Raw genomic sequence first — 22,731 nt, 5'->3', positions numbered from 1 at the left:
TCAAGGGGTGCAGCCTGGCTTCAGGCCCGATTATCAACCTCTTCAAGCTGATCTTCCAGGTTGGTCAGGCCTTCCAGGTTGCGGTCGTTGCGTTGGTAGAGCACCCGGTAGACCGGCAGCCCCTGGCTCAGCACGTAGGTTTCGCGCTCGGTTGGCACCGCCAGGGGGTTGTCGGCACGCCAGGGGCGCCCATCTGCGACCGGGCGATCGAAGCCGCCGCTGGCCTCGATCAGCTGCACCATCGGTGTGATCACCGCCAGCACATCGCTCTGAATAAACAGCTCACGGCCCGGCCCCAGCGCCTCGGCCAGGGCCAGCAGCAGGGCGGGCTGCAGCACCCGCCGCTTTTGATGCTTTTGCTTAAACCAGGGATCTGGAAACTGGATGGTCACCCGCTGCAGCAGCCCGGCTGGCAGGGCCGCTAGCCAGTCCTGCAGGCTGATGTTGGCGTTGCAGAACAGGTAGTGGAGGTTGCCAAGCCCCAGGGCCTGGCGGTCGGCTTCGGCGGCATCCACCAATGGCCGGCGGATTTCAACACCTAGATGGTTGCAGTTGGGCTGGTGCTGGGCCAGGGCCAGTAGGAAGCGGCCTCGGGCGCAGCCAATGTCCAGATGCAGGGGGAGATCCGGCTGACTGAAAAGCTCAGCTGGCGGCGGCAGGGGCCGGGGTAGTTGGAAAAAGCGGCTGAGTGGATTGACGTGCTGGCGCACCATCAGCCCTCTCCGCGCGGCACCAGGAAGGCCAGGCTGGCGGTGTAGCCGTGCAGATGGGTGCTACCGGCGACCGGGCCGATTTCGCCGTTGCAGAACGATCCGGCGATGGGCACCTGATCAAACACTTCCCGGCACAGTTCCACGTCGCCATCGGCGCTGCCGTAGAGCCCAACGCCACGGCCTAGGCAGGCAAATAGCAGGGCGGCTAGGGGCTCCGGGTTGCGACCCCGCTGGCTGGTCAGCAGCTGGCGCAGTTCCAGTCTGGAGGTGCTGGCATCGCGCAGTTGGAACTGCACCTGTTGTCCCACCCGCATCCGTTCAGCCACGGCTACGGCCCCGTTGCGGGGGTCGACACCAAGCAGGTTGCGCACCAGAAAAGCGGTGGGACCATCTGGATCTGCGGCGCTGAGGCTGAAGTTGCTACGGCCCACGCCTAGAAACAGCGAGTGCTTCACCAGCTCCCGCTCCTCGGGATTCAGATCCGTGAGGATCGACTGAAGCGCTGCTACAGGGCTGCGGCGGGACTGGCCCTGGCTCACCTCCAGCACCACGTTGCGCTGAACTTGCTCCACATCAAAAACCGGCCCGATCGGCCGGCAGCCCTGGGCCACCACCGGATCGAGTTGCCAGGCTCCACCAATGAGGCAGCCGACGGCACCGCGAACCACCTGATCTCCAAACAGCAGGGAGCCATGGCCGGCACTGTGTGGGCCGGCGACGCCGCCAATTTTCGCCGCCCCTGGACAGGCGTAATCCAGGCCACTGATCAGATCGTTGATCCGGGAGCAGCTGGGATCCACCAGCAGCAGCATCGAGGGGCTGGGAGCTGCTGGCGCATCGAGCAGGTCGCGCCAGGGATCAGCCGGGCCGTCGAGGTCGGGAAGGGAGTCGGTATCAATCGCAAAAGGGTGGAGCTCGGCGCCAGGTAGGCGCAGCAGGGTGACACTCAGGGCTGGTTTGTTCTCCAGCTCATGGGGTGTGCCGCCAGCATCGGTGCCCACCACCCCACCGCCCAGGCAGCCAAGCCAATGGCTGGCTGGGAGTTTCTCCTGAAGTAGGGGCAGCAGCCGGGGCAGGTCGCTGGCGTAGCTGGCTGCGACGAAGACCAAGGCCAGATCTGCTGGACCGGCCCCCCGCAGCTGGCTGGCGATCTCTTCAACCGACGCCTGCAGAGAGGTTTCGCTGGCCAGGGCGGTGCGGCACCAGGCCTGGGCTGGACGGGCTCCGAAGGTGCGGGAGAGCCAGCTGGGCAGGGAGAAGGCGGCCATGACCTGGACCCTATCGCTTGCCGGGGACGCGGATAATGGCGCCTTACCGAACCACACGCGTGCTCGCCGCCCTACCAGAACCTCTGTACCGCTCCTTGGTGTGGCTCGATGTCCGCCTGGCGATGCTGTTCAGCGTCGGCTTGCCCCTAGTGCTCCTGATCTGGGCGTCGGTACGCAAGGAGGGATCCTTGGTGCGCCTGCTGGGGATTTATTGGAAGGTGGCCAGCCTGTTGCTGCTTGCAACCCTGCTGCTCACCGACCGGAGGCCCCTCGGCTTTGTGGTTTTGCTGCTGGCCCAGCTACTGGTGGTGCTGAGCGTCTGGTTCTGGGTGGATCTCAACGAGGAGCTGGCCGACCTGCCGCCCTGGCGTCCCTTGCCCCTGACCCTGCGCATCTGGCGCTGGAGTCTCACGGTGTGGGCCGTGCTTGGCGCCCTGCTTACTGCCACGGCCCTGGGCTGTTTGGACCCAGGAGGCTTGGCCCAGTCCCGTTGCGCCGCTTGGATTCAGCCGCCCCTCGGCCTGCACCGGCATGTTGAGGGGCTGTTTGCCTTCATTTTTGGTGGCGAATGGACCCCTGCCGTGGCCGCCTTCATCGGTTACGTGGGTTTGGTTGCCTATGTGGTGGGACTGTTGCAATGGCTGCTGGTGCGCTTGCCGAAGCAGGGGCGAATCGCTGGCGATTTCTGAGGAGAGGTGCCATGCATCCACCTGATCCCCAGTTCCCGACGGGTGAATCCGTGCTGGCTTTGCTGGCCGGTCTCGAGGAGTTGAGCCGCAACCATCCCGATCGCGTGCTGCGCCTGCGGGGCACTCTGCCTCTCGATCCAGCTCAGCAGACCCATCCAGCTGAGCCGTTTGAGCTGTTGATTTTCCGGGGGTTCTCCAGCAGCGTCACCCATCCCACGGCCTTTGATCCCGACAGCCCGCTCCTGCCCGAAGGCACCCAGATCTCGGCGGCTGAATTGCTGCGGGCTCCGCTCAAGCCGGGCGAAGAGGAGGTGCTGGCGGGCCCGATCTCCCCACAGGTGTTTCTCGATTCCAGCCATTGGCGCTGAAAGGCGGGATCAGCCCCGCAGTCATCAGAGAAGGCTTCACGGCTGGGCGGACGTCCGGTGCAGGCGGGCCAGGCAGTAACTCCGTCGCTGCTCCAGCAGGGTGATCCGCAGCGAGGGTTCGTCCCCAAGGGCTTGGACCGAAAGGCAACTGCCCAGCACCAGGGCTTCTGGATCGGCGCCGTGGAGTTTCCAGTTGGCCAGGCTGGAGATCGGCTTCCCTGAGGGCGTCCGCAGGGGCGAGCCGAAGATGGTGTCCAGCTCGGCATCCGCCACCACGCTGTAGCGCGGGCGTCCCAGCACGAAGAGCACATCAGCTTTGCCGTGCCGGCGGTGGGCCGCTCTGGCCAGCTCCAGCACCGGTTCCTGCTCCAGTTGGCGGTAGGGCATGGCCAGGGCGGGTAGGCAGCTCACCACCAGCAGCATGCTGCTCAGCAGGGCGAGCCAGCGCCTCCCTTTGGCCTGGTTTTCCTGAGGGCTCCAGCCCCCGTAGAGCGCAGCGAGCAGGGCTAGGCCGCTGCCTCCGGCAAGCCAGACCGTGGTTCCCCCTGGAGCGGCCTGCAGCGCCTGCCCATAACTCCCGAGCAAGCCCAGCCGCAGGCTGATCAGCCCCGCCAGCAGAGCGGCGCTCAGCAGCCCGAGTTGCAGGCTCACCAGGCGCAAGCACCAGGTTGGATGCCTGGGGGCGGTTGCGATCAGCAGCACCGCTGCGGGCAGGAGTGGCAGCACGTAGCCGGGCAGCTTGGTTGGAATGGCGCTGAACAGGGCGAGGCCCAGCAGCAGCCATACCGCTGCCAGCTGTTGCAGTCGCTCGTTGCCACCCGCCGCCTGCCGCCAGTGGCGACGCCGTTGCCAAAGTTGCCCCAGGGCTGACAGCAGCAGGGGCCACCAGGGCCAGATCAGCCCCAGGAGTACGGGTAGGTAAAAAAGGAGCGGCTGGGCGTGACCATCCACGGCCCGGGTTGCCCGTTGCAGGTGGCTGAATCCCAGAAAACCCTGCAGGAAGGCCCAGTGGCGGCCGCTGACCAGTGCCGCTGCCCACGGGGTAACGATCGCGAGCAGGCCGCCGCTGAACAGGGCCAGGCTGCTTGGGCGCAGCAGCAGCCGTCTGCTGGTGCGGTGGATCGTGGCATCCACCGCGATGATCAGCAGGGGCAGGCCGATGCCGAGCAGCCCTTTGGCCAGGAATCCAAAACCACAGCTCAGCCCGATTCCCAGGGCACCGAGCAGCGGTCGATTGCGCAGGCTTGCACCGGCAAAGCCAAGGGCATAGCAGCCCAGTGCCAGCAGCACGGCGAGGGCCAGATAGATGTCATGCACGGCCGTGCGGCCAAAGCCGATCCACCCTGGGCTGACGGCCAGCAGGGTGCCGGCCAGGGCCGTCCGCGCCCAGGTCTCCCGTGGCTGCAACGTCTGACGGCAGCATCGTTGGGTCAGCCAGGCGAGGCCGGCTACCCCCGCTGTGGCGGCGAGGGCAGCCGGGATGCGGGCCAGCAACGGAATCAGCCCGAAACGGCGCCACACCAGCTCGGCGAGCCAGTAGGGCAGCGGTGGTTTGTCGGCATAGAGGTGGCCGTTCCACTCGGGAACGACCCATTCACCAAGACGCAGCATCGTTTCCGCGACGCCGATCTGCAGGGCTTCAGTTTTGTCGAGGGGAGCCAGGCTGAACAGGCCATGGAAGAAGGCCAGCCCGCACACCAAGGCCAGCGAAAGGCCAGTGGCCCATGCCCACAGAGCGGGTGACGCGACCGTGCTTGGCCCGTCGCTGTCTTGCCTGGAGCTCCGATTCAGAACTCCAGCACCGCCACGCAGCGACCGCAGAGGCTGGGATGGGCGCTGTGCTGGCCGATGTCGCTCTCGTAATGCCAGCAGCGCTCGCATTTTTGGCCTTCGGCCTTGGCAATGCGCACCGTGATCCCGTTTTCGCTGGCTTCGGCCAGCAGCTCGGCAGGCGCTACGCCGCCTTCCTTGAGGCCCGACACCAGCAGCCAGTCGGCCAGGTTGTCGACGCTGGGGTGGCTTGAGCTGGCCAGCCAGCTCAGGGCCTCCGCCGTGTTGGTGCTGCCTGCTTCCAGCTCCAGCTGCACCTGGGCTTCAAGCGAAGCACCCAGCTGGCCGCTGGAGCGGCAGCTCTCCAGTTGGCGATTCACCAAAGATCGCAACTCCAGGATTCGCTCCATCGGCGCCTCCAGTTGCGCTTGGCGCCAGCCATCGGGGGCCGTGGGCCAGCCCCGTTCGAACACCGAGGTTTCGGCTACCGGGTAGGGCAGGTTTTGCCAGATGTCCTCGGCCATGTGGCAGAGCACCGGTGCGATCAGCCCAGCGAGACGCTCCAGCACCAGGCTCAGCACCGTTTGGCAGCTGCGGCGGCGGAACTCATCGGCTCCGCTCACATAGAGGCGGTCCTTGGCGATGTCGAGGTAGACGTTCGACAGGTCCACCACGCAGAAATTCTGCAGGGCCTGGAAGAAGCGGTAAAACTCATAGCGCTCGAAGTCTCCCGTCACGCTGTCGATCAGGGCGGCGGTGCGCTGCAGCATCCACTGATCCAGCAGGGGCAGCTGGTCGTAGGGCACGGCATCGCCGCCTTCAGCCTGGGGGCGCGGATCGAAGTCGTGCAGGTTGCCCAGCAGGTAGCGGGCCGTGTTGCGCACCTTGCGGTACACATCCGCCAGCTGCTTGACGATCCCAGGCCCCAGCGGCACGTCGGCCGAGTAATCCACCGAGCTCACCCACAGCCGCAGCACATCGGCGCCGTAGGCAGGCTCTTGCTTTTCGTTCTTGCCGCCCTCTACCAGCACCGCCGGATCGACGACGTTGCCCAGCGATTTGCTCATCTTGCGGCCCTTCTCATCGAGGGTGAAGCCGTGGGTGAGCACCCGCTTGTAGGGGGCGTGGCCATTCACGGCCACCGAGGTGAGCAAGCTGCTCTGGAACCAGCCGCGGTGCTGATCGCTGCCTTCTAGGTAGAGATCGGCGGGGTAGTGAAGGCCGCGCTCTTGGAGCACGCCAGCCCAGGAGGAGCCTGAGTCAAACCACACGTCCATGGTGTCGCTGCCCTTGCGCCATTGGCTGGCTTCGGCGGCGTAGGACTCAGGCAGCAGGCCTGCCTCATCGCGCTGCCACCACACATCCGCACCGTGCTCGGCGATCAGGGCCTGGATGTGGCCCAGGGTGGCTTCGTTGAGCAGCACCTCACCCGTTTCGCGGTGATAGAAAACGGGGATTGGCACTCCCCAGGTGCGCTGGCGGCTGATGCACCAGTCGCCCCGATCGCCCACCATCGCTTCAATTCGGTTGCGGCCGCTGGCCGGCAGCCAATCCACCTCGGCGATGGCGCCAAGAGCGGCGGCGCGGAAGCCCTCCACTGAGGCAAACCATTGCTCGGTGGCGCGGAAGATCGTCGGTTTTTTGGTGCGCCAGTCGTAGGGGTAGCGGTGTTCGTAGCGCTCTTGCTTGAGCAGCAGGCCGGTGGCTTCCAGGGCACTGAGGATCGCTGGGTTGGCGTCCTTGAGCACGTTGGTGCCAGCAAACGGCCCGGCTTCGGCGGTGAGGTTGCCGGCCTCATCCACGGGGCAGAGCACAGGCAGGCCGTATTTCTTGCCGGTGTTGAAGTCGTCTACGCCGTGGCCCGGGGCGGTGTGCACCAGGCCCGTGCCGGCCTCAGTGGTGATGTAGTCGCCGCCGATTACCACCGGGCTGGTGCGCTCCAGCAGGGGATGGCGGTAAGTAATTCCCTCTAGCTCGCTGCCCTTAAGGCTTAAAAGGGGAGTGAGCTCTAGCCCCAGGCTGATTTGCAGGCTCTCAATCAGCTCAGCGGCTACCACCAGATGGCTGGCGGCTGGGGTGGGGGCGTCGCCCCTGGCAGCCACTGCGCAGACGGCGTAGTCGAGCCGCCCATTCACCGACACCGCCAGGTTGGCCGGCAGCGTCCAGGGCGTGGTGGTCCAGATAGCCACTGCCAGGCCGCCAGCCCCTGTGGCCGCCTTGGCCGTTAGGCCGGCTGTTTCTAATTGGGTGGCCAGGGCCTCGGGTAGCGCCACCACCGGGAAGGCCGCGAAAACACTGGGGGAGGTGTGGCCGTCGGGATATTCGAGTTCGGCTTCGGCCAGGGCGGTGCGGGAGCTTGGGCTCCAGTGCACCGGTTTGAGGCCTCGATAAACGTGGCCGGCCAGCACCATGGCGCCGAAGACGCCGATTTGGGCGGCCTCATAGTCCTTCTGCAGGGTGAGATAGGGCGTTTCCCAGTCGGCCCAGATGCCCCAGCGGCGGAAGCCGCTCTTCTGGCCCTCCACCTGCTTAAGGGCGTAGGCGTGGGCCTTCTGGCGCAGCGTTACCGGGGTGAGCTCGGCCCGGTCGCTGCTGCTGAGCCCTTGCAGCACCTTGAGTTCGATTGGTAGGCCGTGGCAATCCCAGCCAGGCACAAACCGCGCTCGCTTGCCCTGCAGCAGGGCGGTTTTGTTGATGATGTCCTTAAGGATTTTGTTGAGGGCATGGCCCACGTGCAGGGCCCCATTGGCGTAGGGAGGGCCGTCGTGCAGGGTGAAAACCTCGCCGGGGTTCTGCTGGCTAAGGCGCTCATAGAGCCGCTGCTGGGCCCAGAACGCCTGGATTTCCGGCTCGCGCACCTTGGCATTGGCCCTCATCGCAAAGGGCGTCTGCAGCAGGTTGAGCGTGTCCTTGTAGGAGAGGGGGTAGGAGACGGGCGCAGGGCTGGCGGTCACGTCGCCTGGGGGCAGCAGAGCTGATTATCCCGCCTGGCTGCTGGAGGGCTCGGGCAGCGGTTGCGGTTCCGGGATTTCGGCCGTCACCAGGCTGTCGATCACCAGGCTGTCGATCTCGCTGATGGAGCTCGGCTCTTCCGGGCGCACCCAGCGTTTGCCACTGGCTTTGGGCTGGCGTTGCTGAGTCAGCCATTGGCTCATGCCTGAAGTGGCAGTGGTCAGGAGGGCGAGCAGATGGGCCAGGCTGGCGCCGGCTTGTTGCAGGCTCGTCTGCCAGCGTTCCGTTGACCAAAGCCGCTGCTGCTCCTCAGCGGTGAGCTGCCGCCAGCGGCCCTGGGAAACCTCGCCTGCGAGCCTGCCGATCAGTAGGCCACCGCAAAGCACGCCCAGCATCGGTGCGCCCGTGAGCCGGTCGGCACTGGTTACAAGCACCAGGCCCAGCAGCAGCACTACGGAGCCCCAGGCCGAATCCCGCGGCCGGCTCAGTTCGGTGGCCAGCAGCGGCAGTAGCAGGATGGCGAGTCCCAGCAGCAGCGCCAGGAGTCCGCCCAGGGTGGCGAGCATGGCCAGAAGGCGTGGAGTCCCCCATTGTGGGCGACTCCACGCATCTGTCTCTACAGTCCCGTTCTGCCCACCTGGCGGAATTGGTAGACGCGCTGGTTTTAGGTACCAGTGGCTTTGGTCGTGGGGGTTCAAGTCCCCCGGTGGGCATCATCACTTTCTTAAGTTGCCTTGATGCAACGTTCTGGGATCTGGTTCGGCTGAGATGACACAGGTTCTGGGCGCCTCTCCAACCGCCGTGCTCTCCGACGGGGCAATGGCATCTCCCTCGCGGCTTGTGCCGCGAGAATTTCTTGACCCGCCTGCTGCCTGGAACCCCACGGTTGGGCTGTTTTTGGCTGGCTACGGCTTAGCTGCCCTCACGATTTGGGGCTGGTTTGTGGCTGGCTGGCCCCTGCCCGTGCTGCTTGCTACCGGATTTCTGGCCCTGCACTTAGAGGGCACGGTGATTCACGACGCCTGCCACAACGCGGCCCATCCGCACCGCTTCTGGAATGCGGTGATGGGCCATGGCGCTGCCCTGCTGCTTGGCTTCAGCTTTCCCGTTTTTACCAGGGTGCACCTGCAGCACCATGCCCATGTCAATGATCCCAAGAACGATCCTGATCACATCGTTAGCACTTTTGGACCCCTGTGGTTGATTGCGCCACGATTTTTCTATCACGAGCTGTTTTTCTTCCGCCGCCGTTTGTGGCGTCGTTATGAACTATTTGAGTGGGGCCTAGCCCGGGTTGTTTTTGTGGCGATAGTTGTGGCCGCTGCAAAATTTGGCTTTCTTGACTTTATTTTCAACTGTTGGTTTGCTCCTGCCCTAATGGTCGGAGTGACCTTGGGCCTGTTCTTTGACTACTTACCCCACCGCCCCTTCCAGTCGCGCAACCGCTGGCACAACTCCCGCGTTTATCCGGGACGACTGATGAATTGGTTGATCATGGGTCAGAATTATCACCTTATTCATCACCTGTGGCCGTCTATACCATGGTTTGAATACCGCCCTGCCTATCACGCCACTAAGCCCATCCTTGATGCCAAAGGTTCGCCACAGCGGCTTGGCTTGTTTGAAACCAAGAATGATGGTCTTAACTTCCTCTACGATATCTTTCTTGGCGTTCGAAGTCATCGCAAAAAGCGCAGCAAGCTTAGGCCTATTGCTGCATTAATGCCTACCCGCCATGCCCGCAGGCGAGTGCTGGAGTTGCTTCATCGCACTGCAATTTCGCCGGTGCGATAACTGAATAGCTGACTTGGCTCAGCTGGCTACGATTTTGGGCACGCGGATGAAGTCTCCCTCCCTTTGGGGAGCTTCATTTAGTAGTTCTTCGCGCACGTCCGTAGGGGTTACCAGATCTTCACGGCAGACGTTTACTACTTCCACCGCTCGAGTGGTGGCTGGCACTCCTTCTGTGTCTACTGTTTCAAGGTGGGCTACGTAGTCGAGGATGCGCTCGAGCTGGCCGGTGTAAGTGGCGATCTTGGCCTCGGGCAGGTCTAGGCGGGCCAGCTTGGCGACCTTGCGCACGTCGTCTGCGGTGATCTTGCTCATCGGGGTGTACCAGATATGCCGACGCTAGCGCTCAGGTCAGAAAGGCTTCCAGGTCTGAGGCAAGGGCGGTGGCGGCCAGCTCCAAGAAGCGCTCGCCATGGCTGGCCTGGGCCAGGTAGGGGTTTGAGCCCATGCGGCCATCCGGATGGCGGCGGCGGAAATCTTCGGGGCCGTGGATGGGGCCGGCCGGGGCTGGATCAGGCAGGGGCCTCTGCTTGATCTGCAGGCTGGGCTCCAGGTGCAATGTGAGGGCTATTTCGCTGGGGGTGGCGTGGTGACCTTCTTCCGCGCCATAAAGGCTGCGCGCCTCCTGCATTACCGGGCCAGCCATGAACCAATTGGCCAGCTTGCAGCGCAGCCGCGGCGCCACCGCCAGGCCCCGATCGGCGGCGCTGGCATAGGCCTGGGCAAAGGCTGCCTTGCTGGTGGCGATGTTGCCGCCATGGCCGTTGATCACGTAGATGCGCTCGAAGCCGTGGCGTGCAAGTGACAGCACCACGTCGTGCAGAACGGCTAGCAGGGTGGAGGGTTGCAGGCTCACGGTGCCAGCAAAGCCCAAGTGGTGCTCGGCCATACCGAACGCCTGGGCCGGAGTCACCAGCACGCCGGTGCGGCGGCCCACTTCCAGGGCCACGGCCTCGGCCGTGAGCGCATCGGTGCCGATGGCGCCGGTGGGGCCGTGCTGCTCGGTGGAGCCCAGGGGCACGATCACGCCCTTGCAATTTTCCAGATAGGTCTCCACCTCAGGCCAGCTACGCAGTTGCAGGCGAATGGCGTCATTGGAGCTGGCGGATTGGATCATGGTGAACAGCAGGTAGAGCCTGGAGACTGGCTAGTGTTTGAAGGCCAGCAGTGCCTCGGCCCATGCTGCACCGCAAGCTTTATCAGTTTTGTGCCGAACAGCGCCCGGTGTGGGTGTTTTTGCGTGACCAGCAGCGCTGGATTGAGGAGGCCACGGTGGTGGAGCTCGAGGGGGATCTCGTCACCCTGCGCTACGACGCTGAAGACGACGACGAAACCCACAGCTGGGAGGAGAGCGTGCGGCTCGATTCGATCGGGGCCGTCAGCACCAGGCTGGCCTACGTCTGCCGCAGCGGCAGTCCCGATGACGTGATCACCTCCGAAGACTGCCCTGAGGCCGAGAGGCTGCCTAGCCAGGGTCAGTGAGCGGTGCCGTTGCCGTCGTAGTCGTCGCTGTCGTAGTAGCCGCCTTTGGTGCCAAAAAACAGGGTGGCCAGTACAAAAAGGCCGCTGCCAAAGATCAGCACGGTGGCGAGGGAGAAACCGGTGGTGTGCATGGCGGGCCCTGATTTTGGCACTAAGGACTTCAGTTTGCTGGCGGCGGCTCCCAGAGGCCAGCAACACGTTGAACTTGTGGTGAATCCATTGCCGAAGGCCTACTTCGCCCGCCCCGCCGAGGTCGTCGCCCCCGAGCTGATCGGCTGCCTGCTGGTGAAACGCCAAGCCTCTGGTGAGCTGCTGTGGGGCGTGATTGTGGAAACGGAGGCGTATTCCCAGGAGGAGCCCGCCTGCCACGGTCATCGCCGCCGCACCCCCAGCAACGAAACCCTGTTTGGTGAGCCTGGGCGGTTTTACGTGTACGTGAGCTATGGCATCCACCACTGCGTCAACGTTGTGACAGGGAGAGACGACTGGGCCAATGGGGTGCTGCTGCGCGCCGTGGCCATTCCTGGTGAGCCGAAGCGGCTGGCGGCGGGTCCCGCCCTATTGGCACGCTGCTTTGGCATCGATCGCTCCCATAACGCCCAGCTGGTGCATCCCGATCAGGGCCTGTGGCTCGCCCGGCGTCCCCCAGCGTTGGCAAATATGGCCGTGACCGACTTGGTGCAAACCAGCCGCATCGGCATCAGTCAGGGCCAGGACCTGCCCTGGCGCTGGTATTGGCGGGCGAGCCGTAGCGTCAGCAAGCGGGTCAGGGGGGATCGCCCACCAGTGCAAACTCAAGCGGCCTGGGAATTAGCGCCTGCTCAGTGTCGCCACTGCAAGTCAGCCCCTACGGTGGACGTGTGAGTCGCCGCACCCCTTGAGCAGCTGGAGCCACCGCCACGTGCTGGATCTGGCGGCCTTTTCGCTGGATGATTTCACCACCGTGCTCACGCTGGCCCAGCGTTTCCGGGCCCTGCCGGTGGCTGGAGCTCGCAAGTTGCCCGCCCTGCAGGGGCGGTTGATGACCAGCCTTTTCTTTGAACCAAGCACCCGCACCCGCAGCAGTTTTGAGCTGGCGGCCAAGCGGCTCTCTGCCGATGTGCAGAGTTTTTCTCCCTCCTCCAGCTCCTTGAGCAAGGGCGAGAGCCTGCTCGATACGGCCCGCACCTACGTGGCCATGGGCGCCAATGTGCTGGTGGTGCGCCATCGCTGCGCCGGGGTGCCCCAGAGCCTGGCGGCCGAGCTCGACCGTGCCGGTGAGCGGGTCGCGGTGCTCAATGCTGGCGATGGCCTGCACAGCCACCCCAGCCAGGGATTACTGGATTTGTTCACCCTGGCGCGCCACTTCGCCCCTGAAGACCCCACGCCCGCGGCTCTGAGGGGCAAGCGCATTGTGATCGTGGGTGATGTGCTCCACTCCCGCGTGGCACGCTCCAACCTCTGGGCCCTCACCGCCTGCGGCGCCGAGGTGGTGCTCTGCGGCCCGCCCACCTTGTTGCCAGCGGCCTTCGCCGACTTTGTGGCGGCACCACCGCCAGGTCAGGCGGCCGATCCGGTGGCGGCGCGGGGCCCGGTGCGGATTGAGCGCAGCCTGGAGCAGGCCCTGGCGGGGGCCGATGCGGTGATGACTCTGAGACTTCAGAAGGAGCGCATGCATCAGCACCTGCTTACCAGCCTCGACACCTATCACCGGCAATTCGGCATCACTCGCGCGCGCCTAGCCCCCTGCGGCCCGTCCGTGCCACTGCTGCATCCCGGCCCGGTGAATCGGGGCGTGGAGCTGGCGGGAGATGTGCTCGACGATCCCGCCGTTTCACTGGTGGAGGAGCAGGTGCGCAATGGCATCCCTGTGCGCATGGCCCTGCTCTATCTGCTGGCCGCGGCAGAACCGCTGGCTTGAAAAGCTTTGCAGCAGTTGCATCAGAGCAACTTGAAGCCATCTAGCAGCAAGCCGTAGAGCAAGCCGATTCGTGCCATATCGAGCAATTGCAGCACGAGTGCATCGCCATCACGACGTATCAGCGGGCCCCTGGCGCGAATGGCCAGCTCGATGGCGGCCACGCAGATCAGTGCCCCCACCGGGTCGAGCTTGGCCAGGGTGCCGGTGATCGACCCGACGGCTCCGCCAATGCTGAAGCTGATCAGCAAAACGATCAACAACAGCGATAATCGCCGCCAGGGATTGGCTGCCCAACTCTCTAAGGCCGTCCGAGCCTGGGCAACCCGTTCCTGAAAGCCGGTCTGTTGATAACGACTTCCGGGAGGTGAGGCCATCACGGATGAAGGGTTATCAGCGAGGGCCAAAAGGGGAGGCAGGGATGCCGAAGGCGGTGATCCCCATCACCCGGCCCGAGCCCTGCCATCGCCTGTCTACACCATCTCTGGCGTGTGCGCAGCCTTTTGGCGCTACATATAGGGGATTCCAATAAAAAAGCCCGAGGCCAATGGCCCGGGCTGGGTGATGGGGACTGAGCAACCAAAGCGCCTGGCTGGCCAATGATCAACTGCCCGCAGACGTTTGCCAGAGCGTCCCAAGGGGCTTGACGTCCTCCAGGGGCTTCCCGATCTGGGTCTCAGCCGTCGCTGTCCTTCTTGCGTGAGGATTTGCCCTCGAGGAGCTCCAGTAGAGCTTCCATCTGGGCCATAACCCCACGAACCTCGCCGGCTTCTGGAAGTAAGCCGTCGTCCATGACACCCTGGTGCATTTCTCGGAGCTCCTGGCGGATGTACCGCAGGTGGCTAACCACCTGTTCGCGTTTCGACTGCGACATCTATGGGTGTTCTACTGATGCACCCTTTTACCGCATCGCCGGTTCACTTCTGGCCAAACCTTGCCTTGGCCTGCTCGTAGAAGGGGGCATCGATGGCGCCAAGACCGGCCTCCTGGGCCATGGATTCGATGCGGCGCCGCACCGCTGGACGTACAAAAAAGGGCACTTCCTTAAGTTTGGCTTCGGCGTCTGGATGCCAATCCATAGGGCTGACCAGCAGCACTTCTTTGAGTAGTAATGGAGAATAGGGGACTCGAACCCCTGACCTCTGCGGTGCGATCGCAGCGCTCTACCAGCTGAGCTAACTCCCCGGCTTAGGGCTCTCTTGTTCCTACAAGCCCATTATCCCCGACCCCACCTCCCCAGCAACTTCCATGAACGCGTCGATCACCCCCGAACGGCTCGCCGCTTTCGATGAAGCTTCGATAGCCGAACTCGCCCGTCGACTGGAGGAAGACGACTACCCCAGTGCCTTTGACGGCTTAGCCGATTGGCACCTGATGCGTGCCCTGGCGATCCACCAACCGGAGTTGGCTCGGCCCTACGTGCATCTGGTGGACCAGGAACCCTTTGATGAGGACTGATTCGGCGGCTGCTGCTGACCCCTTGGTGCACCCGCTGGCGGGTCGCCGCGTGTTGGTGGGTATCAGCGGCAGCATCGCTGCGGTCAAGCTGCCTCTGGTGGTGAGCTCCCTGGTCCAGTGCGGCGCCGAGGTGCGTTGCCTGGTTACGCCGTCGGCGGCCCAACTGGTAAGTCCGGTTGCCCTTGCCTGCCTCAGCCGCAATCCCTGCAACCTCGATGCGGATCAGTGGAGTCATCGCGCTGCCAGGCCGCTGCATGTGGAGCTGGCGGAGTGGGCTGAGTTGGTGTTGGTGGCGCCCTTGAGTGCCACCAGCCTGGGTCGTTGGGTGCATGGGTTGGCTGACAGCCTGTTGGCCAGCACCCTGTTGGCAACCGAGGCGCCGGTGGTGGCTGCTGCGGCCATGAACACTTCAATGTGGATCTCCCCGGGAGTGCGCCGCAACTGGGAGCTGCTGCAGGGCTTTGAGCGGGTGTTGCCCTTGGGACCTACGGCGGGCTTGTTGGCCTGCGACCGGCAGGGGGACGGCCGTATGGCAGAGCCGCAACAGCTCCTACTGGCCTTGCAGTGTCTGCAGCTGTGGGGTTGGCAGCGGGACTGGGCTGGCTTGCGGCTTTTGGTCACTGCCGGCCCTACCCGCGAACCACTGGATCCGGCCCGCTTTCTCACCAACCCCAGCTCCGGGCTGATGGGCGTGCTGCTAGCCCAGGCAGCCCGGCTGCGTGGGGCGGAGGTGACTTTGGTGCATGGTCCGTTGACCGTGGATTCCCAGTTGCTGGAGGGCTTGGCTTGTGTGCCTGTCCAGACGGCGGCCGATATGGAGCGGGCCTTGGTGCGTCTTCAGCCCTGTGCCGATGCCATTGCCATGGCGGCGGCTGTGGCCGACCACCGCCGCCAGCAACCGCTCCCGCACAAACTGACCAAAGAGGAGCTTTCCGTTGAGCTCGCCTCCGGCTGGCAGCCGGTGCCCGATCTTTTGGCTGGCCTGGTGAGCCGCCGGCACCCCGGTCAGCGGATTTTGGGTTTCGCGGCCCAATCGGGCGATGTATTGGCTCAGGCCCGTGCCAAGTGGGCCCGTAAAGGCTGCGACCTGCTGTTCGCGAACCCGATAGATCAAGCCGATGCGGGCTTTGGCGTGAACAGCAACCACGGTTGGCTGCTGGGAGGGCAGGGCGGTGAGCAACGCATCGAGCCAGGCTCAAAGCTGGCGATTGCCCAGCAGTTGCTTTCCGCCCTGAGGCCCTAAGCCACCAGAGTATCTTCGGCGGGCAGGGTCTCGTCTGCAGCAGCTTCGTGCTGGAGCAGATCCATGAAGGTGCGCAGTTGCAACCTCGGGATGTAGGGCCAGCCCCCACTGCGCTCGACGCTTTGCAGCAGGCTGAATAGCTGGCTGCGATCGGCTGGAAGGCTGCCCCGGAATGGACCGTCTTGGACCGAGCGATGCAGCTGCTCGAGCTGGCGCAGCAGGGTCAGCAGGTCTTCAGGCTTGCCTTCGAGCTCACTTGCCAGCTCGTTTAATTGCTGCAGCTGGTTGGTGAGACGGCCTTGCTGGGATGGGGTGAGGCTCATGACTGGTCTTGCTTTGCGCTCGCGTCGGGCTCTCGCATACAGGTTGTTGAGAGCCGCGACATCGTACGGGGAATAGCAGATTTGCACCGGTAGGATCGGCGACAGCCCAGTTCCCATCCACCGTCTCTGCGGCGTTTCCCCATGAGTTTTCGTCCTCTGCTGGCTCTTGTGCTGGCGCTGTGCCTGACCCTGGTGACCGCGTGCAGCGGTGGCGCCAAGGCCGTGGATCGCGCCAATCTCACTTACGAAGACATCCACAACACCGGCTTGGCGAACGACTGTCCGACCCTGCCGGAATCGGCCCGCGGCTCGATCTCCCTCGATTCCACCACTAAGTACCAGCTCCGAGAAATTTGCATGCACCCTGCCGAGGTGTATGTGAAGGGTGAGCCAGCCAACAAGCGCCAAGAGGCACAGTTTGTTGCCGGCAAAATTCTTACCCGTTTCACCTCCAGCCTTGATCAGGTTTACGGCGATCTGGCCGTTACTGCCGATGGCCTTAGCTTCAAGGAGCTTGGCGGCATCGACTTCCAGCCGATCACAGTGCTGCTGCCCGGTGGTGAGGAAGTGCCCTTCACCTTCTCCAGCAAGGAGTTGTTGGCCACGGCTGATGGTTCAGCCCTTACCACCAGCACCGACTTTGAAGGTCCTTACCGGGCTCCCAGCTACCGCACCAGCAACTTCCTCGACCCCAAAGGTCGTGGTCTAACCACCGGCTACAGCAGCGCTGTCGGCCTGGTTCCTGCTGGAGATGAGTTCACCGGCGAAACCGTGAAGCGTTATGTGGATGGTTCCGGCACTATGAACCTCTCAATTACCAAAGTCGATCCCAGTACAGGCGAGTTCGCCGGCGTGTTTACTGCAATCCAGCCTTCTGACTCCGACATGGGCACCAAGGCGGTTGTCGATGTCAAGATCGTCGGCCAGCTCTATGGCCGCCTAGAGCAGTCTTGAGCATTGGGCGCTAGCTCGCTTCGCACACTCGCAGTTCCTGCCTGCCTCATTAAGGCCCCATCGGGGCCTTTTTTATTGGCACTTGAGCCTCGACTCCCCCGGTCTGGGAGAATCCACCCCTTCCTGAGTTGGCCTCCATGACCGCCGCTGAATCCGCTGTCTTGATCGCGCCTCACGGTGGGTCTTTGGTGAATTTGGCGGTGCCTGCGGCTGAGCGCGAGTCGCTGCTCGCTGGGGTGAGCCGCAGGATCGAGTGCAGCGATCGCAATGCCTGCGACGTTGAGTTGCTGGTGGTGGGAGGGTTCTCGCCCCTGCGGGGCTTCATGCATCAGCAGGACTATGAAGCCGTGGTGGCGGGCCACCGCACCACCAGTGGCCTGTTGTTTGGCCTGCCGATCGTCTTCGACACCGATGACGCTTCGATTGCTGTTGGCGACCGGCTGCTGCTCACCTATCGCGGTCAGGAGCTGGCAGTGCTGACGGTGGAGAGTCGCTGGGAGCCTGACAAGGCGCGTGAGGCTCAGGGCTGCTACGGCACCACCTCTATTGAGCATCCGGCGGTGAAGATGATCGCTACCGAGCGGGGTCGCATCTACCTCGGCGGCAGCATTCAGGGCCTGGAGCTGCCCAGCCGGGTTTTCCCTTGCAAAACGCCCGCTGAAGTGCGCGCCACCCTCCCCGCTGGCCAGAGCGTGGTGGCTTTCCAGTGCCGCAACCCCATTCACCGCGCCCACTACGAGCTGTTTACCCGGGCATTGGACGCGGCCAATGTCAGTGAGCAGGGTGTGGTGCTGGTGCACCCCACCTGCGGGCCCACCCAGGACGACGACATTGCCGGCGAGGTGCGCTTCCAGACCTACGAGCGGCTGGCGGCTGAGGTGAATAACGCCCGAATTCGCTGGGCCTACTTGCCTTATTCGATGCACATGGCCGGCCCGCGGGAGGCTCTGCAGCACATGATCATCCGCAAGAACTACGGCTGCACCCACTTCATCATTGGCCGAGACATGGCCGGCTGTAAAAGCTCCCTCAGCGGCGAAGACTTCTACGGCCCCTACCAAGCCCAAGATTTTGCCCGCGACAACGCTGCAGAGCTCGGGATGGAGACCGTGCCCTCGCTCAACCTCGTCTACACGGAGGAGGAGGGCTATGTGACCGCTGAACATGCCGAAGCCAGGGGGCTGCATATCCGCAAGCTCAGCGGCACCCAATTCCGTCAGATGCTTCGTGGTGGCGAAGAAATCCCAGAGTGGTTTGCCTTCCGTAGTGTGGTTGAAGTGCTGCGGGCCGCAGCCGGTTAACATTCCGTAACTGACTTCTCAGCTGAGGCAAGGTTCTTGAAGAAGCGCTGGCGCAACGCGGGGCTCTATGTCCTTTTGGTGATCGTGATGATCGCCGTGGGTACGGCTTTCCTCGACAGGCCCGACCCGGCCAATGCGCCGCGCACCCTCCGCTACAGCGACTTCGTAGAGGCCGTTCAGGACAACGAAGTTTCCCGGGTGCTGATTTCCCCTGACCGGGGCACGGCCCAGGTGGTCGAAAACGACGGACGCCGTGCGGTCGTCAACCTTGCTCCTGACAAGGACCTGCTCAAGCTGCTCACCGACCACAACGTTGATATCGCGGTCCAGCCCAGCCGCGAGCCCGCTGCATGGCAGCAGGCCCTTGGCAGTCTGATTTTCCCGCTACTGCTCCTTGGTGGTTTGTTTTTCCTGTTGCGTCGCGCCCAGGGTGGTGGTGGCAATCAGGCGATGAATTTCGGTAAGAGCAAGGCGCGGCTTCAAATGGAGCCCCAAACCCAAGTGACCTTCGGCGACGTGGCCGGCATTGAGGGAGCCAAGCTCGAGCTCACAGAAGTCGTTGACTTTCTCAAGAACCCAGATCGCTTCACCGCGGTTGGCGCCAAAATTCCTAAAGGGGTGCTTCTGGTAGGCCCGCCAGGAACAGGAAAAACCCTGCTTGCCAAGGCTGTGGCAGGTGAGGCCGGTGTGCCTTTCTTTTCGATTTCCGGTTCGGAATTTGTCGAGATGTTTGTTGGCGTTGGCGCCAGCCGGGTGCGTGATCTTTTTGAGCAGGCCAAAAAGAGTGCCCCCTGCATCGTCTTCATTGACGAAATCGACGCCGTAGGCCGCCAGCGTGGTGCCGGACTCGGCGGTGGTAACGATGAGCGCGAGCAGACCCTCAACCAGCTGCTTACTGAGATGGACGGTTTTGAGGGCAATACCGGCATCATCATTGTGGCTGCAACCAACCGCCCAGATGTGCTGGATGCAGCTTTGATGCGCCCGGGTCGTTTTGACCGCCAAGTGGTTGTAGATCGTCCCGACTATGCCGGCCGCCTGCAGATTCTCGGCGTCCACGCCCGAGGCAAAACCTTGGCGAAGGATGTCGACCTCGACAAGATTGCTCGCCGCACCCCTGGCTACACCGGCGCTGACCTGGCAAACCTCCTAAACGAGGCCGCGATTCTCGCTGCCCGCCGTCAGCTCACTGAAGTTGCGATGGATGAGGTTAATGACGCCATCGAGCGCGTCATGGCTGGTCCCGAGAAGAAGGATCGGGTGATGAGCGAGAAGCGCAAGCGGCTTGTTGCTTATCACGAAGCTGGCCACGCCCTGGTTGGTGCTCTGATGCCCGATTACGACCCTGTGCAGAAGATTTCGATCATTCCTAGGGGTAATGCAGGCGGCCTCACCTTCTTCACCCCCTCTGAAGAGCGGATGGAATCGGGTCTCTATTCCCGCGCCTATCTGCAGAACCAGATGGCAGTTGCCCTAGGTGGTCGGGTTGCCGAAGAGATCGTCTACGGCGAAGATGAAGTAACCACCGGCGCCTCAAACGACCTCCAGCAGGTAGCCCGAGTTGCCCGCCAGATGGTTACCCGATTCGGCATGAGCGATCGGCTTGGCCCAGTGGCCTTGGGTCGCAGCCAGGGGGGCATGTTCCTTGGTCGTGATATCGCTGCAGAGCGTGATTTCTCTGAAGACACCGCTGCCGCAATCGACGAGGAAGTGAGCGACCTGGTGGCGGTGGCCTACAAGCGCGCCACTTGCGTTCTCGTCGACAATCGTTCGGTGCTTGATGAGCTCGCCGAGATGTTGGTAGAGAAGGAAACAGTCGATGCTGATGACCTGCAGGAGCTGCTGATCCGCAGCGACGTGAAGGTGGCGGAATACGTCTGAACCGCCAACGCTGCTAGCCGCTTTGCACCACCAGCCCCTGCTGGTGGTGCTTCGTGCTTATGACCTGCTTGAGCTGCTGCCCTGTTTAGAGCGTTTGCAGGAGCTGGGTGTTCAGCATGTAGAGCTTGCTTGGAGTAGCCACCCCAGTTGGGTTTCCCAGGCGATTGAGCTTCGTCAGCGCTTTGCGCATATGAGATTGGGTGCGGCTTCGGTAGTTGACTTAGCTGGCCTTAAAGCTGCTGCTGCTGCTGGCCTGGGCTATGCGGTTTCACCGGTGCTGGATCGTGACTTGATTGAGGCTGCAATGGCTCTGCGTTTGCAGTTCGTGCCAGGTGTGATGTCTCCATCAGAGGTGCACCTAGCGCGTTTGTGGGGTTGCTCCATCGTCAAGCTCTTCCCCGCAGCTGCGCTGGGCTGCTCCTATTGGCAACGACTAGCAGCTCCTCTGGCTGGCGCTGAAGGCTTGCCCTTTTGCATTGCGGCAGGTGGACTTGGCCCTGCTGATGTGGAGCCCTGGCTGGCTGCCGGAGTTGATGCGGTCGCCCTGGGTGGTTCCCTGGTTAACCCCGCCGATTGGGAGGCGTTGGCCAGGCTTGTCGAGCGCCTGAGGACCTAGTTACCACAGGCTGCACTGGCCCTTTTGGCGTAGCAAGTGATCGGCGAGCACTAAGGCCACCATCGCCTCCACCATCGGCACGGCCCGAGGCAGTACACAAGGGTCGTGCCTGCCTTTGGCCTCCAGGGTGGTTGCTTCGCCACGGTCATTGATCGTCTGCTGGGCCTTGCGGATCGTGGCGGTGGGCTTGAAGGCCACCCGAATCACGATTTGCTCGCCGTTGCTGATGCCCCCCTGGATGCCACCGGAATTGTTGGTGGCTGTGTGCAGGGAGCCATCGCTTGTGGGTAGGAAGGCATCGTTGTGCTCGCTGCCCTTGAGCAGGGTGCCTGCGAAGCCCGAGCCGATTTCAAACCCCTTGGTGGCCGGCAGCGACATCACCGCCTTGGCAAGGTCCGCCTCGAGTTTGTCAAATACGGGCATGCCAAGGCCCATTGGCGCCTGGCGCACTAGGCAGGTGATCACGCCGCCGCAGGAATCGCCCTCCCGGCCGATTGCCTCGATGCGCTCGATCATCTGGGCTGCCATGGCTTGGTCGGGGCAGCGCACGATATTTGCTTCCACGGCCGCCAGGTTCACCTGTCCTGGGTCGATCGAAGCCTCAAGGTTGTGGATGCGCTCAACCCAGGCGATCACTTCGGTGCCGTGGGCCTTGGCTAGGAGCTGTTTGGCGATAGCCCCGGCAGCTACTCGGCCGATGGTTTCGCGGGCAGAAGCCCGGCCGCCGCCGCTGCGGGCTTGTATGCCGTACTTCGCTTGGTAGGTGGCATCGGCATGGGAGGGACGGAAGGCCACTTCCATTTCCCTGTAGTCCTGCGGTCGCTGATCCTTGTTGCGCACCACCATCGCGATCGGTGTGCCGAGGGTCATGCCATCGAGCAGGCCACTGAGAATTTCGACCTGGTCATCCTCCTTGCGGGGGGTGGTGATCTTGCTCTGGCCTGGCTTGCGGCGGTCGAGTTCGGCCTGAATCGCTGCTAGATCCAGCTCCAATCTCGGCGGACAGCCGTCGATGATTACGCCAACCCCGCCGCCATGGGATTCGCCGAAGGTGCTGATCCGAAAGAGATCTCCGAAGCTGCTGCCCATGGCCCACCTGCGTTGGGGCGAGCCTACAAACTGGGCTTCACCTTTGGCATAGCGCAATCTTGAAGAGGCAGGAGCGTGCCGCCCTAATCATGGAGCGGCTGCAGCAGCACTACCCCGAAACCCCTGTACCTCTCGACCACAGCGATTCCTTCACGCTGCTGGTGGCGGTCCTGCTGAGCGCCCAATGCACAGATAAGAAGGTCAACGAGGTCACCCCGGCCCTGTTTGCAGCTGGCCAGGACCCTGCCGCGATGGCAGCCCTGAGTGAGGAGACGATCCTGGCCCTTATCCGCCAGCTTGGCCTGGCTCGCACCAAGGCTCGCAATGTCAAACGCCTTGCTGAGCTCTTGCTTGAGCGCCATGGCGGCATGGTGCCCCGCAGTTTTGAACAGCTTGAGGCCCTGCCTGGGGTTGGTCACAAAACCGCAAGTGTGGTGATGGCCCAGGCCTTCGGTGTGCCCGCCTTCCCCGTAGACACCCACATCCACCGATTGGCGCAGCGTTGGGGTCTCAGCAGTGGCAAGAGTGTTGTGCAAACGGAGCATGATCTCAAGACTTTGTTTCCTAAAGAAGCTTGGAATCGCTTGCACCTGCAGATCATTTTTTATGGGCGCGAATTCTGCACGGCCCGGGGTTGTGACGGCACCATCTGCCCCCTTTGCCGGGAGCTTTATCCCCGCCGGCGTACTGCTGTGATCTGGCGTAAGCCCTGATTTACAACTTGCGCGCCCACCACCCAGGCAATAAAAAAGCTCCCTCGTGAGAGGGAGCTTTTGGGATTCCGTTATTACCCAGCCGTAGCTGGGCTGTTGACTATCAACCGATTGCAGGTGCGGTCAGTGCCACGGGGGTGGCAGTAGCAGCAGCCAGGTCAAGCGGGAAGTTGTGAGCGTTGCGCTCGTGCATTACTTCCATACCCAGACCAGCGCGGTTCAG

General features: G+C 63.3%; 26 protein-coding genes, 2 tRNA genes and 1 pseudogene. 14 read left to right on the top strand and 15 right to left on the bottom strand.

All coding sequences use genetic code 11. From position 1 onward, the window contains the following. Nucleotides 1-20: 20 nt before the first annotated feature. Both trmB and KBY99_RS09615 read right to left on the bottom strand, forming a co-directional pair. On the bottom strand, nt 21-710 hold the full coding sequence (gene trmB / locus KBY99_RS09620) for a tRNA (guanosine(46)-N7)-methyltransferase TrmB (RefSeq protein ID WP_254998918.1): 690 nt from the start codon (nt 708-710) through the stop codon (nt 21-23). Between the two features lie 2 nt (nt 711-712). Continuing rightward, nucleotides 713-1,981 (bottom strand): FIST N-terminal domain-containing protein, encoded by a 1,269-nt coding sequence (locus tag KBY99_RS09615; protein WP_254931349.1) that lies wholly within the window; start codon nt 1,979-1,981, stop codon nt 713-715. Between the two features lie 35 nt (nt 1,982-2,016). Here KBY99_RS09615 and KBY99_RS09610 point away from each other — a divergent pair, with 35 nt between their 5' ends. Then, a complete protein-coding gene (locus KBY99_RS09610) occupies nt 2,017-2,670 on the top strand; it encodes a DUF3177 family protein (RefSeq protein ID WP_254998818.1) in 654 nt (217 codons plus the stop codon). 11 nt (nt 2,671-2,681) lie between these two features. Further along, entirely contained in the window at nt 2,682-3,038 is a 357-nt protein-coding gene (locus tag KBY99_RS09605; RefSeq protein WP_254998816.1) for a hypothetical protein, read from the top strand. A 36-nt stretch (nt 3,039-3,074) separates the two neighbouring features. On the opposite strand, the gene KBY99_RS09600 is transcribed toward KBY99_RS09605, so the two are convergent. The 3 genes from KBY99_RS09600 to KBY99_RS09590 all read right to left on the bottom strand — a co-directional run bounded on the left by KBY99_RS09600 (nt 3,075) and on the right by KBY99_RS09590 (nt 8,326). Next, nucleotides 3,075-4,736, bottom strand: a complete 1,662-nt coding sequence (locus tag KBY99_RS09600; RefSeq protein ID WP_254998917.1) for an ArnT family glycosyltransferase — start codon at nt 4,734-4,736, stop codon at nt 3,075-3,077. 89 nt (nt 4,737-4,825) lie between these two features. Next, entirely contained in the window at nt 4,826-7,762 is a 2,937-nt protein-coding gene (gene ileS / locus KBY99_RS09595; RefSeq protein ID WP_315857980.1) for an isoleucine--tRNA ligase, read from the bottom strand. A 24-nt stretch (nt 7,763-7,786) separates the two neighbouring features. Beyond that, entirely contained in the window at nt 7,787-8,326 is a 540-nt protein-coding gene (locus KBY99_RS09590; protein ID WP_254998815.1) for a Ycf66 family protein, read from the bottom strand. Nucleotides 8,327-8,391: 65 nt separating this feature from the next. Between KBY99_RS09590 and KBY99_RS09585 the strand changes: the two genes are divergently transcribed. Together KBY99_RS09585 and crtR are read left to right on the top strand one after the other, a co-directional pair. Further along, nucleotides 8,392-8,473, top strand: a tRNA-Leu gene (locus KBY99_RS09585). Nucleotides 8,474-8,528: 55 nt separating this feature from the next. Continuing rightward, nucleotides 8,529-9,554: a beta-carotene hydroxylase gene (gene crtR, locus KBY99_RS09580; protein WP_396123085.1), complete on the top strand. Its 1,026-nt coding sequence runs from the start codon at nt 8,529-8,531 to the stop codon at nt 9,552-9,554. Nucleotides 9,555-9,572: 18 nt separating this feature from the next. On the opposite strand, the gene gatC is transcribed toward crtR, so the two are convergent. Together gatC and KBY99_RS09570 are read right to left on the bottom strand one after the other, a co-directional pair. Beyond that, on the bottom strand, nt 9,573-9,866 hold the full coding sequence (gene gatC / locus KBY99_RS09575; RefSeq protein ID WP_254941723.1) for an Asp-tRNA(Asn)/Glu-tRNA(Gln) amidotransferase subunit GatC: 294 nt from the start codon (nt 9,864-9,866) through the stop codon (nt 9,573-9,575). Between the two features lie 31 nt (nt 9,867-9,897). After that, nucleotides 9,898-10,668 carry a creatininase family protein gene (locus KBY99_RS09570; protein ID WP_254998813.1) on the bottom strand — a complete coding sequence of 257 codons (771 nt, stop codon included), beginning with the start codon at nt 10,666-10,668 and terminating at the stop codon, nt 9,898-9,900. 62 nt (nt 10,669-10,730) lie between these two features. Here KBY99_RS09570 and KBY99_RS09565 point away from each other — a divergent pair, with 62 nt between their 5' ends. After that, nucleotides 10,731-11,033 (top strand): glycine/sarcosine/betaine reductase component B subunit, encoded by a 303-nt coding sequence (locus KBY99_RS09565; RefSeq protein WP_254998811.1) that lies wholly within the window; start codon nt 10,731-10,733, stop codon nt 11,031-11,033. Here the strand turns inward: KBY99_RS09565 and KBY99_RS09560 are convergent. Beyond that, nucleotides 11,027-11,164 (bottom strand): hypothetical protein, encoded by a 138-nt coding sequence (locus KBY99_RS09560; protein ID WP_193486239.1) that lies wholly within the window; start codon nt 11,162-11,164, stop codon nt 11,027-11,029. The two genes, KBY99_RS09565 and KBY99_RS09560, sit on opposite strands and share 7 nt — an antisense overlap. Here KBY99_RS09560 and KBY99_RS09555 point away from each other — a divergent pair. After that, complete coding sequence (locus tag KBY99_RS09555; protein WP_261352448.1) at nt 11,163-11,897, top strand: DNA-3-methyladenine glycosylase; 735 nt, start codon at nt 11,163-11,165, stop codon at nt 11,895-11,897. The genes KBY99_RS09560 and KBY99_RS09555 overlap by 2 nt on opposite strands. Nucleotides 11,898-11,910: 13 nt before the next feature. Next, nucleotides 11,911-12,933: an aspartate carbamoyltransferase catalytic subunit gene (locus tag KBY99_RS09550; RefSeq protein WP_254998810.1), complete on the top strand. Its 1,023-nt coding sequence runs from the start codon at nt 11,911-11,913 to the stop codon at nt 12,931-12,933. Between the two features lie 20 nt (nt 12,934-12,953). On the opposite strand, the gene KBY99_RS09545 is transcribed toward KBY99_RS09550, so the two are convergent. The 4 genes from KBY99_RS09545 to KBY99_RS09530 form a co-directional block, all read right to left on the bottom strand. Next, complete coding sequence (locus tag KBY99_RS09545; protein ID WP_254998808.1) at nt 12,954-13,307, bottom strand: DUF565 domain-containing protein; 354 nt, start codon at nt 13,305-13,307, stop codon at nt 12,954-12,956. Between the two features lie 299 nt (nt 13,308-13,606). Further along, nucleotides 13,607-13,804 (bottom strand): hypothetical protein, encoded by a 198-nt coding sequence (locus tag KBY99_RS09540; protein ID WP_094559179.1) that lies wholly within the window; start codon nt 13,802-13,804, stop codon nt 13,607-13,609. A gap of 43 nt (nt 13,805-13,847) precedes the next feature. Further along, nucleotides 13,848-14,009 (bottom strand): PCP reductase family protein, encoded by a 162-nt coding sequence (locus KBY99_RS09535; RefSeq protein ID WP_254942784.1) that lies wholly within the window; start codon nt 14,007-14,009, stop codon nt 13,848-13,850. 33 nt (nt 14,010-14,042) lie between these two features. After that, nucleotides 14,043-14,115: transfer RNA gene (locus KBY99_RS09530), tRNA-Ala, on the bottom strand. A gap of 63 nt (nt 14,116-14,178) precedes the next feature. On the opposite strand from KBY99_RS09530, the gene KBY99_RS09525 reads away from it, so the two are divergent. Further along, a complete protein-coding gene (locus KBY99_RS09525) occupies nt 14,179-14,388 on the top strand; it encodes a DUF2555 domain-containing protein (RefSeq protein ID WP_106632313.1) in 210 nt (69 codons plus the stop codon). Further along, the gene (gene coaBC, locus KBY99_RS09520) at nt 14,378-15,631 is read left to right on the top strand and encodes a bifunctional phosphopantothenoylcysteine decarboxylase/phosphopantothenate--cysteine ligase CoaBC (RefSeq protein WP_254998807.1); all 1,254 of its coding nucleotides are present in this window, start codon (nt 14,378-14,380) and stop codon (nt 15,629-15,631) included. The genes KBY99_RS09525 and coaBC overlap by 11 nt, the downstream gene beginning before the upstream one ends. Here the strand turns inward: coaBC and KBY99_RS09515 are convergent. Then, on the bottom strand, nt 15,628-15,954 hold the full coding sequence (locus tag KBY99_RS09515; protein WP_254998806.1) for a hypothetical protein: 327 nt from the start codon (nt 15,952-15,954) through the stop codon (nt 15,628-15,630). The two genes, coaBC and KBY99_RS09515, sit on opposite strands and share 4 nt — an antisense overlap. A gap of 141 nt (nt 15,955-16,095) precedes the next feature. Here KBY99_RS09515 and psbO point away from each other — a divergent pair, with 141 nt between their 5' ends. The 4 genes from psbO to KBY99_RS09495 all read left to right on the top strand — a co-directional run bounded on the left by psbO (nt 16,096) and on the right by KBY99_RS09495 (nt 20,706). Then, nucleotides 16,096-16,908, top strand: a complete 813-nt coding sequence (psbO, locus tag KBY99_RS09510) for a photosystem II manganese-stabilizing polypeptide (protein ID WP_254998805.1) — start codon at nt 16,096-16,098, stop codon at nt 16,906-16,908. Between the two features lie 137 nt (nt 16,909-17,045). After that, a complete protein-coding gene (gene sat, locus KBY99_RS09505; RefSeq protein WP_254998804.1) occupies nt 17,046-18,209 on the top strand; it encodes a sulfate adenylyltransferase in 1,164 nt (387 codons plus the stop codon). Between the two features lie 36 nt (nt 18,210-18,245). After that, entirely contained in the window at nt 18,246-20,090 is a 1,845-nt protein-coding gene (gene ftsH3, locus KBY99_RS09500) for an ATP-dependent zinc metalloprotease FtsH3 (RefSeq protein ID WP_254998802.1), read from the top strand. Between the two features lie 22 nt (nt 20,091-20,112). After that, complete coding sequence (locus tag KBY99_RS09495) at nt 20,113-20,706, top strand: bifunctional 4-hydroxy-2-oxoglutarate aldolase/2-dehydro-3-deoxy-phosphogluconate aldolase (RefSeq protein WP_254998801.1); 594 nt, start codon at nt 20,113-20,115, stop codon at nt 20,704-20,706. On the opposite strand, the gene aroC is transcribed toward KBY99_RS09495, so the two are convergent. After that, a complete protein-coding gene (gene aroC / locus KBY99_RS09490) occupies nt 20,707-21,795 on the bottom strand; it encodes a chorismate synthase (protein WP_254998799.1) in 1,089 nt (362 codons plus the stop codon). 59 nt (nt 21,796-21,854) lie between these two features. Between aroC and nth the strand changes: the two genes are divergently transcribed. Further along, nucleotides 21,855-22,508: an endonuclease III gene (nth, locus tag KBY99_RS09485; protein WP_254942791.1), complete on the top strand. Its 654-nt coding sequence runs from the start codon at nt 21,855-21,857 to the stop codon at nt 22,506-22,508. Between the two features lie 103 nt (nt 22,509-22,611). Here the strand turns inward: nth and KBY99_RS09480 are convergent. After that, nucleotides 22,612-22,731 (bottom strand): annotated as a pseudogene (locus KBY99_RS09480) (photosystem II q(b) protein); the annotation flags it as partial.

The sequence above is a fragment of the Cyanobium sp. Maggiore-St4-Cus genome, from assembly GCF_024345615.1.
Lineage (GTDB): Bacteria > Cyanobacteriota > Cyanobacteriia > PCC-6307 > Cyanobiaceae > Cyanobium_A > Cyanobium_A usitatum.
This window is presented reverse-complemented; position numbering and strand designations above follow the sequence as displayed.